At 61.5% G+C, this 11,353-nt stretch carries 12 protein-coding genes; 10 read left to right on the top strand and 2 right to left on the bottom strand.

Going from position 1 to position 11,353, the window contains the following annotated elements:
* Positions 1-58 precede the first annotated feature (58 nt).
* The 9 genes from aroB to KTAU_RS00490 all read left to right on the top strand — a co-directional run bounded on the left by aroB (position 59) and on the right by KTAU_RS00490 (position 7,356).
* Entirely contained in the window at positions 59-1,756 is a 1,698-nt protein-coding gene (aroB, locus tag KTAU_RS00530; protein ID WP_170292951.1) for a 3-dehydroquinate synthase, read from the top strand.
* Entirely contained in the window at positions 1,753-2,223 is a 471-nt protein-coding gene (gene aroQ / locus KTAU_RS00525) for a type II 3-dehydroquinate dehydratase (protein WP_151726555.1), read from the top strand. Before aroB ends, aroQ begins: the two co-directional genes overlap by 4 nt.
* Positions 2,220-3,320: a M24 family metallopeptidase gene (locus tag KTAU_RS00520; protein ID WP_151726554.1), complete on the top strand. Its 1,101-nt coding sequence runs from the start codon at positions 2,220-2,222 to the stop codon at positions 3,318-3,320. The genes aroQ and KTAU_RS00520 overlap by 4 nt, the downstream gene beginning before the upstream one ends.
* Positions 3,321-3,333: 13 nt before the next feature.
* Positions 3,334-3,891, top strand: a complete 558-nt coding sequence (gene efp / locus KTAU_RS00515; RefSeq protein ID WP_112427579.1) for an elongation factor P — start codon at positions 3,334-3,336, stop codon at positions 3,889-3,891.
* 28 nt (positions 3,892-3,919) lie between these two features.
* Positions 3,920-4,447, top strand: a complete 528-nt coding sequence (locus tag KTAU_RS00510) for an acetyl-CoA carboxylase biotin carboxyl carrier protein (RefSeq protein ID WP_151726553.1) — start codon at positions 3,920-3,922, stop codon at positions 4,445-4,447.
* A 21-nt stretch (positions 4,448-4,468) separates the two neighbouring features.
* Positions 4,469-5,683: an exodeoxyribonuclease VII large subunit gene (xseA, locus tag KTAU_RS00505; protein WP_151726552.1), complete on the top strand. Its 1,215-nt coding sequence runs from the start codon at positions 4,469-4,471 to the stop codon at positions 5,681-5,683.
* 201 nt (positions 5,684-5,884) lie between these two features.
* The gene (gene xseB / locus KTAU_RS00500; RefSeq protein ID WP_151726551.1) at positions 5,885-6,130 is read left to right on the top strand and encodes an exodeoxyribonuclease VII small subunit; all 246 of its coding nucleotides are present in this window, start codon (positions 5,885-5,887) and stop codon (positions 6,128-6,130) included.
* 30 nt (positions 6,131-6,160) lie between these two features.
* Entirely contained in the window at positions 6,161-6,598 is a 438-nt protein-coding gene (locus KTAU_RS00495) for a divergent PAP2 family protein (RefSeq protein ID WP_052888622.1), read from the top strand.
* A gap of 101 nt (positions 6,599-6,699) precedes the next feature.
* Positions 6,700-7,356 (top strand): acyltransferase, encoded by a 657-nt coding sequence (locus tag KTAU_RS00490; RefSeq protein ID WP_151726550.1) that lies wholly within the window; start codon positions 6,700-6,702, stop codon positions 7,354-7,356.
* 51 nt (positions 7,357-7,407) lie between these two features.
* On the opposite strand, the gene KTAU_RS00485 is transcribed toward KTAU_RS00490, so the two are convergent.
* Positions 7,408-8,715 carry a phospholipase C gene (locus tag KTAU_RS00485; RefSeq protein ID WP_151726549.1) on the bottom strand — a complete coding sequence of 436 codons (1,308 nt, stop codon included), beginning with the start codon at positions 8,713-8,715 and terminating at the stop codon, positions 7,408-7,410.
* Positions 8,716-9,401: 686 nt separating this feature from the next.
* Between KTAU_RS00485 and KTAU_RS00480 the strand changes: the two genes are divergently transcribed.
* Positions 9,402-10,235: a DUF4388 domain-containing protein gene (locus tag KTAU_RS00480; protein WP_151726548.1), complete on the top strand. Its 834-nt coding sequence runs from the start codon at positions 9,402-9,404 to the stop codon at positions 10,233-10,235.
* 100 nt (positions 10,236-10,335) lie between these two features.
* Here the strand turns inward: KTAU_RS00480 and KTAU_RS00475 are convergent, their stop codons facing one another.
* On the bottom strand, positions 10,336-11,310 hold the full coding sequence (locus tag KTAU_RS00475; protein ID WP_170292950.1) for an MBL fold metallo-hydrolase: 975 nt from the start codon (positions 11,308-11,310) through the stop codon (positions 10,336-10,338).
* Positions 11,311-11,353: the final 43 nt, after the last annotated feature.

Genomic DNA, 11,353 nt, shown 5'->3' with positions numbered 1-11,353 from the left:
AGGAAGGAGCCGCGGCAGCTGCTGAGCTGACTGCCAGGCTCATGGTAGAATAATGCGCATGCGTAACGTCTTCTTGATAGGGCTGTCCGGGAGTGGCAAGACGACCGTAGGCCGCCTACTGGCGGAGCGCCTGGGAAGGCCCTTCCTTGACACCGATCTGCTGGTAGAGCAACGCTGTGGGAAGCGTATTGCCACCATCTTTGCTGAGGAGGGTGAGAGTGCTTTCCGGGCTCGTGAGAAGCTGGCCTTGCAAGAAGCGGCTGCCAGCGCCGGAGCCATTGTGGCCACGGGCGGGGGTATTGTCCTGGATGCTGACAATCGCCGGCTCATGGCTGAGCGGGGAGTCAGGATCTTTCTGAATGTCGAGCCGGAGACTGCTCTTGAACGTCTGCGTCAGCAAGAGGCGGTAGCGCGGCGGCAAGGCCTCTCTCCCGAAGTGCGTCCGCTGCTGGCTGGTGATGATCCGCTGGCGGCTCTGCGTCGTTTGCAGGCCGAGCGTCGGGCACTCTATGAAGAGGCGGAGGCCACCTGCTCAACCGATGGCAAAAGCGGCGAGCAGGTCGCACGTGCTGTCCTGGCGGCCCTCATCGCCCTGGGAGTGCTGGAGGGAGAGGAGCCGCTGGAGCGTCAGATTCGCGCTGGGGAGGGCTATGCAGCGATCGTCGATTGGGGTGGACTGGGACGCTTACCGGCGTATCTGGCGCGTCTGGAGCTGCCGCGGCGCGTCTTTCTCCTCAGCGACCAGCATGTCTATGATCTCTACGGGCCGCCTTTGCTTCGCACGTTGCGGCGAGCTGGCTGGAGCGCGAGTAGCTACGTCCTTCCTGCGGGCGAAGCCAGTAAGTCGCTGCAACAGCTGAGCGCCATCTACGACTGGCTCGTCGAGCAGCGGGCAGAGCGCCGTGAGGCCCTGCTGGCCCTCGGCGGAGGCGTTGTCGGCGATCTGGTTGGCTTTGCCGCCGCTACTTATCTCCGCGGCGTGCCCCTGGTGCAGCTGCCGACCTCGTTACTGGCCCAGGTTGATGCGGCCATTGGTGGAAAAACAGGAATCAATCATCCGCGGGGCAAAAACCTCATTGGCGCCTTCTATCAGCCCCGTCTGGTCTTGGCCGATCCGGCAACGCTGCTGACGCTGCCAGAGCGCGAGCGCACTGAGGGCTGGGCAGAGGTTGTCAAGTATGGTATGATACTCGACGCAGAACTCTTTACTTTGCTAGAAACCCATGCGGCGGCGCTGCGCGACTTCTCTTTGCCCCCAGCTTCTCTGTTGGCGCAGATCATCGCGCGTTGTATTGCCCTCAAGGCCGCAGTAATTGAGGAGGATGAACGCGAGCAGGGGCGGAGGGCGATCCTCAACTATGGGCATACGCTGGGCCATGCCCTGGAAAATGTGACCGGCTATGGCGAGTGGCTGCATGGGGAAGCGGTAGCGCTAGGCATGGTGGCCGCGGCTGAACTGGCTTGCCAGGCCGGCTTCCTGGCGCGTGAGGAGGCTGAGCGCCAGCGAGCGCTGCTAGCGGCTTTGGGACTGCCCACCGCCTATCATGGGAAGCCGCAAACCGAGGCTTTGCTGGCCGCCATCCGGCTTGATAAAAAGGTGGCTCAGAAGCAGGTACGCTGGATCATGCCGCGCCGGATCGGCGAGGTTTTCCAGACAACGCTGCCAGATGAGCTGGTCAGCAAGGTCGTGTACTCCCTCTTTGGAGGCGAGAGCATCACCCGCTCCAGCGCCGGGGCAAGGCAGGAAGAAGTATGACGCACACGATCCTGGTGGTCAATGGACCGAACTTGAATCGTCTGGGAAAACGGGAGCCGGCTATTTATGGCACGGTCACCTTGTCCTGGATTATCGAGCGCTTGCGCCGCCTTGCCGCTGAACACGGGGTCACGCTGCTCGATTTTCAGTCGAATCACGAGGGGGCACTCATCGATTTTCTCCAAGAGCAGGGAGAGCAGGCCGCCGGAGTGATCATTAACCCAGGGGCCTTGACTCACTACTCGCTGGCCCTGCGCGATGCGCTGGCCGCCCTCGCGGTTCCGATCATCGAGGTCCATCTGAGCAATATTTATGCGCGGGAGCCTTTCCGTCATCAGTCAGTGACGGCAGCGGTCTGCCGCGGCCAGATCACTGGCCTGGGCTGGCGTGGCTACGAGCTGGCCCTGCGCGCCTTGCTCGATATCCTTACTGAGGAAGATTCTCGCGCAAAAGAGGAGCATACATGAAAGAGGAGAGCATCGCTGCTGTACGCGCGTGGCTGCGCGAGCAGGCACTCGATGCCTGTTTGATTACGCAGCCGTACAATCGCGTGTATCTGAGCGGCTGGCTGGAGAGCGACCCCGAGGCGGCCTGGCTGCTCATCTCTCAAGAGCTGTGTCTGCTGATTACCTCCACGCTCTACCGTGAGGTAGCGGAGAGAGAGGCAGCGGGCTGTCAAGTGCTGGTGCCGGAGCGGCGCGACTTCGCCGAGGCGGTAGCAGCTCAGGCCCGTCAGTATGGTTGGCAGCGCCTCGGCTTCGAGGCGTCGGCCCTCAGCTACAGCTCCTATGCCAGGCTCTCTCGTGGCGGTGAGGGCCACTACACCTTGCAGCCACTGGAGAGCACGATCGTTGACCGTCTACGCCAGGTCAAATCGGCCCAGGAGCTGGAACAGCTGCGCAAGGCCGCGGCGATTACTGACGAGACCTTTATCCGTCTACGCCGCTGGCTGCGCCCCGGACTCTCCGAGAGGGAAGTGCAATGGGAGATTATTCGAACCATGATCGCTCTTGGGGCGGATGGGCCGGCCTTCGAGCCGATCGTGGCGGCTGGTCCTAATGGCTCGATGCCCCATGCTCGTGCCAGCGAGCGCCCCATTGAGGCAGGCGAGCTGATCACGATCGACATGGGGGCGCGTTACCAGGGCTATTGTGCCGATATGACGCGCACTGTCTGTCTCGGGGAACCGCGCGAGGAGCGTATGCGCACCCTCTATGGGGCCGTGCTAGAGGCCATGCGTACCTGTGAGCAGGGCCTGCGGGCGGGCCTCTCTGGACGTCAGGCTGACAGCCTGGCGCGAGATGTATTGGAGCGTCACGGCCTGGCTGAGTACTATATCCACAGTACCGGCCACGGCGTTGGCCTGGAGGTGCACGAGGAGCCGCTGTTATCTCAGCGTGCACCCGAGGATAGCCACTTGCCCGCTGGGGCGGTGGTGACCGTAGAGCCGGGGGTCTATATCCCAGGCTGGAGTGGCTTGCGCATTGAGGATAGTGTGCTGGTGTTGGAAGATGGGGCGGAGGTGCTAACGCGCTCACCGCTCGATCTGATCATTCCGCAATAGGGAGTGTGTGGCGATGATTTCGACTGGCGACCTGAAAAAGGGCCTTTCTATAGAGCTGGATGGCCAGCTCTATACCATTCTCGACTGGCAGCATATTAAACTTGGCCGCGGTGGGGCCACGGTTCGCCTGAAGCTGCGCAATTTGCGCACGGGCGCTATCGTCGAGCGGACCTTTGATGCCGGCGAGAAGTTTAGGCGCGTCTTCCTGGACCGGGTGCATGTGATGTACCAATACCGGGATGGCGATCAGTACCATTTTATGGATACGACTACCTACGAGGATATTGTCCTGACCGAGGACCAGCTCGGCGATGCCCGGCTCTATCTGACCGATAATATGGAGCTGGATATCATCATGTACGAAGGCCAGCCGATCTCGGTGGAGCTGCCGGAAAAGGTGGTGCTTCGGGTGACTTATACGGAGCCGGGCGTCAAGGGCGATACGGCGACAGGTGGTTCGAAGCCAGCCACCACGGAGACAGGCCTGGTGGTGCAGGTGCCGCTCTTTGTCAACATCGGCGACCTGATCCGTATCAATACCACCACTGGTGAGTACGTTGAACGCGCGTAGCCTGCTAGCGTAGGGGAGGACCAGAACAATGGAAACCAAGGGATCGCGCCGGGGAGGCAGCCGCGCTGCTCTGGAAAACGGTTCTTCTGGCACTGAGGAGCTGACAGTTGAGCAGATCAAGCGCCTGGTGCAGTTGCTCGACAGGAGCGATGTGAGCGAGCTGGAACTGCGCGCTCCGGCTGCGGGCCTGCGCCTGGCGCTGCGCAAGGCGCGCCTCAGTGGCGCCGATGGTCTGGCAGCGGCAGAACTCGTTGATGAAGAAGAGGCGGCGACCGAGGAACCGCCAGCGACCGCCGTCGAAACCCGACACACGATTGTCTCTCCCTGGGTCGGTATCTTTCATCGCTGGGCCAGGCCCAAGGAGCAGCGCCCTGCGGTCCAGGTCGGCGATCAGGTCAAGGTGGGACAGCTGGTGGCCACCGTCGAGGCACTCAATGTCATCAATGAGGTCGAATCGCCAGTCGCGGGCCGCGTTGCTGAGATTCTGGTGGAAGAGGGCCAGCCGGTCGAGTACGGGCAACCGCTGATGGTGATCGATAGCGCCGGCGAGGCTTAGCCGAGGAGCGGGAGGGCGCTGATGCTGGCGACACTCAACGAGCCGCCGTTGACAGTCTCCGAGGCGGTTCATTACCTCAAGAAATTGCTGGAGCAGGATGAGCTGCTGCGCAGTCTCTGGGTGCAGGGAGAAATCTCTGATTATAAGGTTCATCTGGCTTCCGGCCATTGTTATTTCACCTTGAAAGACGAGACAGCCCAGCTGTTATGCGTCTTTTTCAAGCATGCTCGCCAGCGGGCCGGCTTGCCTGAGCTGCGCAACGGCATGGCGGTGCTGGCCGCCGGCTATGTCTCGTTCTATGAGCAACATGGTCGGCTGCAACTCTATGTCGAATATGTCGAGCCTCTAGGCGAGGGCGCCCTCTATCGCCGCTTTGAGCAACTGAAAGAGCGGCTGGCTGCGGAGGGCCTCTTTGCCGAGGCCCGTAAGCGTCCGCTCCCTTCAGCGCCAGCGGTAATCGGGGTCGTGACCTCACTGCAGGCGGCAGCCCTCCGCGACATGCTACGCGTACTCCGCACACGCTACCCGCTGGCGGAAGTGCTGATTGCCCCCGCCCTGGTGCAGGGCGAGGAGGCTCCAGCCTCTATTGCCGCCGCTCTTGATCTGTTAAATGAGCATGGAGAAGCAGAGGTGATCATTGTGGCGCGCGGCGGCGGCTCGCGTGAAGAGCTGTGGGCCTTTAACGACGAGCTGGTGGCGCGCGCCATCGCTCGCTCGCGCATTCCGGTCATCAGTGGTGTCGGCCATGAGACCGATGTCACCATCGCTGACCTGGTAGCCGACTATCGGGCTTCAACGCCGACCGCCGCCGCGACTATCGCTGTCCCCGATGTGGCTCGCTGGCGCCAGGACTTGCTTGAGTGGCAGCGGCGCTTGCAGGAGTGTATCTTGTCGTACCTGGCCGAGCAGCGTGAGCGCTTACTGCGCGCCGAGCGCGATCTCCGACGCGCTAGCCCTCGTGGTCAATTGGATCAGCAACGCCAGCAGCTGGATGATCTGAGCGAGCGCTTGCTCGTCAGTATGCAGACGCTCCTCACTCTGCAGCGCGAACGTCTCCGCGGAATCGCACGTCATCTGGAAACGCTCTCTCCGCTGGAGACGCTCGCACGGGGCTACGCCATTGTGCGACGCGCCGAAGACCAGGCGCTGGTTACCACTGTCGAGCAGGTCCACCCTGGCGATCGCTTGCTGCTCCAGCTCGCGAACGGTTCCGTGACCGTTCAGGTGCTCCCCTAAGCGAGTCATTCCTGCCGCGCGACCTTGCTTGAGGTGATCTGCGTTCCCTTGCTGCTCTCTCTGGCTCTCAGCTCCCTCAAGGTCAATGGCCTGTAAGCTGTGGTGAAAGCTTCGCTGCTGCTCACTTTGCTGGTAATTAATAAGGCTGATCCCGTCTTCTTGGTTGGCTTTACTCGGAGAACTGGCGGAATGGTGCGCACTATGGAAGAGTTGTCTTTTGAAGAGGCATTTCAACAGCTAGAGGAGACAGTGCTCACCCTACAAAATGGACAACTTCCTCTAGAAAAAGCTATTGAGCATTTCGAACGTGGTATGCGCCTGGTGCATTACTGCAACGATCTCTTACAGCGGGCGGAGCTGCGTGTCAGGCAGCTGACGGTTGACGGCCAGGGTATGCCAGTGGCGCAGCCGCTGGAGCCGAGCCAGCTCACGGACGAGATCGAGTAGGATGCAAAGCGCGCATAGTTGCAGGTGTCGATGGCATCGTTGCTAGAGAATCGTGCCTTGTTGGCAGCCTTGCTGGCCTGGGCCTTGGCTCAGGTGAGCAAGACCCTTATCGAGGTGGTCACCCAGCGGCGACTGAACCTGCGCCGACTGGTCTCGGCAGGAGGAATGCCTAGCGCCCACTCAGCTCTTGTCATGGGACTGGCCACGGCGGTAGGCCGTCTGGCGGGCCTCTCCTCGACCAGTTTTGCCATCAGTATCGTGCTGGCGGGCGTGGTCATGTACGATGCGGCGGGCGTAAGGCGAGCTGTTAGCATTCAGGCCCGGATGTTGAACCAGATGCTGGAGGAAGCCTTTAAGGGCCACCCTATTGGGGAGCAGCGTCTGCGCGAGCTGATTGGCCATACCCCGGTGCAGGTCCTGGTTGGGGGACTGCTGGGCATTGCGATCGGCTTGCTCATGACGGCCTGAGCATGCCTCGCTGGCCTCCGACAGCAGCTGCTCGTTCCTCTTCGAGGAACGAGCAGCCAGCAGACAGCTCAAGAGATGATATTTTCAGGAGAAGCGCGGTAATGGAGCACAAGCGCACGAGTGAGAAGGATATCTTTATCCATCCGACGGCAGATGTCTCGCCAGAGGCGCAGATCGGCACGGGGACACGCATCTGGGGTCTGGCCCAGGTACGTGAAGGAGCTGTGATTGGTGAAGAGTGCATTCTGGGACGAGGCGTCTATATCGATGCGCGAGTACGCATCGGGGCGCGGGTCAAGATTCAGAACTACGTATCGGTCTTTGAGGGGGTAACGATCGAGGACGGGGTCTTTATTGGCCCCCATGTCTGCTTTACGAACGATCTGTTGCCGCGGGCGATTACGCCCGATGGGCACCTGAAGAGGGCCCAGGACTGGCAGATTACGCCCACGCTGGTGCGCTATGGGGCTTCGTTGGGGGCGCGGACGGTGGTCGTCTGCGGGGTAACCATTGGCGAGTTTGCTCTCGTAGGAGCCGGTTCGGTGGTCACGCGCGACGTACCTGCTCATGCGCTGGTTTATGGTAATCCGGCGCGCCAGCATGGCTATGTCTGTCGCTGTGCGCGGCGTCTGAGCGAGCTGCGCGAGGAGGGGGGGCAGCTCGTTGGCTGGTGTTCGGCCTGTCAGCGCCTTTGCCTGCTGCCTGCTCACCCCGAAGGCCCGAAGGGTGGAGGTGAACAGGGAGAGGCAACGGGGTAGTGCGCTGCGCTTCCCTGCTCACCCCGCAAGGTCAAGTGGCAGCCGTGGACGTCACGGCGCCGGGGGAAGGGGGGGATAGTAGTGGGGGTCCTGGCTAAAGTCAAAGACCTCATAGAGGTCGCCGATCTGGGCCAGCCCGTCGCGTGGCGGGGCTGGCGGTCCTGCACTTCGCCCGGCGGCGGCGTCGTTGTTGCTGGCAGGCGTCTCGTCATCAAATTGATGGTTGAGGCTCGCCAGCGTTGGCAGCCCGAAGGTGCGCTCGATGAATTTAAGCACGGAGCTGTGTTCGTAGAGTTGGCCGGCGACATAGCCGCGCTTGACCCAGGGCGAGATGATCAGCGTGGGTACGCGCATGCCGAGGCCATAGGCATCCAGCTGCGGCGGCGCGATGTGGTCAAAGTAACCGCCGTTCTCGTCGTAGGTCAGGATGAAGGCGGCCTGGCTCCAGTAGCGCGAGGCGATGAGCGCGTTGATGATCTCTGCGACCTTTTTCTCCCCAGTGCGCACATTGCTGGGGGGATGCTCGCTGACCTCGCTGCTGGTAATGAGAAAGACAACCTGGGGCAGGGTTCCGTCGACCAGGGCCTGATAGTAGTCGTCTTCGCTGCCATAGAGCCGCGCATCGTTGATCCAGCGTTTGAAGTAGGCCAGGCCGTTGAAGCCGTTGGGGCTGCCGATGCGCTGCCGGCTGTGGCTGTTGAGATTATAGCTTTGCCAGCTGACGCCGTGCTGGTCAAGCAAGTCGGCGATGGTTGGCCAGTCGAGCGAGCCTGGCCCTGGTCGATTATTGGTGATGCCACCACTGGTGCCGCTCCAGAGGGCAAGGCGATTCGGCAGGGTTGGTCCGAGCTGGTAGCAGAAGTAGTTGCCGCAGAGGGTGAAGGCGTCGGCCAGGGCGTAGTAGTAAGGCAGGTCGCTCCGCGTGTAGTAGCCGAGAGCTTCGAGGCCATCTGTGGTAACGAACCCGTCCATCTTGCCACCGTTCCATTCAGCGTGGAGGGCCTGCCAGCTGTGGGGAATGTCGTGGTTGGTATAGCTGCTGAAGTGATAGGGCTTGACGGCGGGCTTACCGGCTCCGCCCGGCTGGCTGTAGTTGGCCGGTACGGCAAAGCGCCCAGCCCGCTCGTAGTAGCCAAAATAGGTATCAAAGGAGCGGTTTTCCTGGCAGAGGATGAGAATATGTTTGAGCGGGTTCTCTGCCGGAGCCGGAGCCGGCGCGCTGGCCGCGGCTCGCCCAATGGCGGTCAGCGCTCCTGTTCCCAGACCTGCGCTAGCGCTCAGGCCAAGGGTAAAGGCCCCGAGCCGCTTGAGGGCATGGCGCCTGCTCTGGCGGCGGAGAAATTGCTGTGAAAAGTTCATGTAGCCTCCTTTGCTCTACTAAACCATCCTGTTGCTATTATAGCGGTATGAGTAGCAAAAGTGAACACAATATCTGTGAATATAGGGGGAGAAGGATGGGAAGTGGTACTGACAGGCAAAAGCGCGCATAGCTTGACCAGTAGTCCAGTATACGTTAGAATAGGTCTGGCGCTCGGCGACCTTGCGGTCGCAGCCTTTGGTTAGGCTGGTGTCCTGGTTGGATGAGTGATGAGTGAGGAGCTGTAGGCGGATAGGCCGGACGGTGCCGTTGCTCAGGTCGGGGGAGAGAGGTATTGAAAGGCGGGTGGCTTTGCTGGCAGGCAGCGGAAGGCTGTGGTGGAAGTTGGTTCTCTGGTGGCACGAACTGGCAGACGAGCCTGTCTGGTTCTTACCTGAGCTGAGCCGGGTGGGTTGGGCTGCGGCCGTGCGCTGCTGGAGATGATCCTGATGAGACCCGGTGGCTCTGGACGCTTTAGAGCCGGTCCGGTCGGGTTGGGACGGCACGCGGACGAGGGCCGCTGGACTGCGGTAGGTGGGGGAGGCGCTAGAGTGGAGAGGGGCAAGGGATGGGAGGAATGGGTGAGTAACCCGCACGTGGCACTGTCTCACGGTCACGGGAGACAGCACCCGAACACTGATGATGGCCTGTCCATCGTTAGGGCAGTTTCGGAGAACGGCGTTGTACTATGTCTTCCAATGCACAGTGGCAGGGTTCGCTAGCTGACCTGCCCAGTATTATCAGCAGTATTAAGCGCCTGCGCGCCTTTGGGCGGCTGACCGTGCGGAACAATACGCGTCTGGGGCTGGCTCATCTCTATTTCCGAAATGGCAGACTGGTGCATGTGATCGGAACGCGGGGCGCAGTCGATGCTGTGCTGGCGGATTTGCAGAGCTGGACGCGCGCGACGCTCCGGTTTGAACGCGGTGTGACGGTCCAGAGCGAGAATGTGACGCCTGCCCATGAGCAGCGCTTTGAGCGCTGGCTCTTGCATTTGCAGGCGCGCTATAGCTCTGGGGCCGTACCACGCTCAGGGCCGGCTCCAACCGCGCCGCCGCCTCCTGCGGCCCAGCCGCGTCCACAGATTGTAGAGGGCCAAGTGGTAGCCCGTACCAAGGTCAATCAGCTGATCTCGCCCTGGGAGTGGCAATTGCTGGTTGAGGCCACCAGGCGGGTCTCGTTGGCTGTAGCTCAGCTGGTCGGGCCGAAGGAGGCCATGAACGTTCTGCGTGACATCATCGATGATTGTTCCGCTGCTTTCCCTGCCTTCTCTGGCCTGAGAATCTCCCCCAACGGCTACCTCTATGTGATGGATAAATCGCACCTTGACCGGATGCCTCGTGAAGACTTGCTTGAGGGGTTCTCAGCCCTGATTGCCATCTGTCAGTATTTCTGCTCTCCTATTGTCGGCGAGGTGGAGGCTCATAAGCTGATTATTCGGGCCTTGGGGGACATCGCCCCGGCCCTCGTCAGTCTGGGAGTCTTTCAGGTTGACAACCACCTGCTCCTTAATGGGGGCTGAGTCGGGCGAAAGGAGCGAGCCAGCCACGCCGCAGCAAGCCTGCTCACCTCGGCTCGAGCTGGCGGCGTGCGCTGGTCTCTGGCTTCCTTTCTCCGCCTGGCTAGGCAGGTGGACTTTCCTGGAGCCGCTCGGGGTGCTTCTTCCGCCAATAGCGCATGTAGCCCTGGACCGTCATCGGATAGTTGGTCGCAAGGTCGTAGCGCTTGATGGCCCGGGGATCGCGAGCAACGCGCTCCAGCTCAGGTTGGGTCTTGGCGATGAGGTGCTCGCGGATCTCCTCCTCGCTTTTGCCTTCGCGCATGGCCTGCAAGACAATCTCACCCCAGGCGATGAGGCGCTCGCGCAGATTGGCGATATGCCGCGTGACATCGCGCGTTGGCCCGAAGTGCCCCAGGTAGAGCACATCAGGCCGCAGACGGCTGATGCGGCTCAGACTCTCGAACCAGGCCTCCAGATCGAGATCGGGTGGCGGCGTGGGTGGGCGCACATAATCGACATCCTGGAGACGCACGCCAGCGGCGTCCCCGGCGAAGAGTTCCCCCGAGTGAACATCGAAGAAGACAACATGATGGATGGCATGTCCCGGTGTATAATGCACCTCCAGCCGACGCCCGGCGACTGTGAGCACATTCCCGTCTTCAAGGCTATGAACACGCTCGGCGGGCACGGCCTCAACCTCGCCCCACAGCGTTGGCATCTGCTCGCCGTAGATGCGGCTGGCGCTGGCGATGACCTTCGACGGGTCGACCAGGTGCGGAGCACCCCGACTGTGGACATAGACCTGAGCCTGCGGCAGCAGGCGGGTCAGAGTGCCCGTGGCTCCGGCGTGGTCCAGGTGAATGTGGGTCAGCAGGATATGTGTAATGGCCTCGGGATCAAAACCCGCCTCGCGCAATTCGCTTAGCAGGGCTGTCACTGTACTGGTTGGTCCGGGATCAATGAGAGCCGTCTGCCGCTCATCTGTGATGAGGTAGCTGCCGATGATCCCGTGTTCTCCGAGGAAAGGCAGCGAGATCTGCCATGTCCCCGGCCTTTCTTTCCGTAGGCGAACAACAGGTTGAAAGTTTGCAGACACGTAATACACCTCTCTCGTGCCGCGACGCAGGCGCTGCCCTGCG

Source organism: Thermogemmatispora aurantia, from assembly GCF_008974285.1.
Lineage (GTDB): Bacteria > Chloroflexota > Ktedonobacteria > Ktedonobacterales > Ktedonobacteraceae > Thermogemmatispora > Thermogemmatispora aurantia.
Note: the sequence above shows the minus strand (reverse complement) of the source record. Positions and strands in the feature narration are given on the sequence as shown.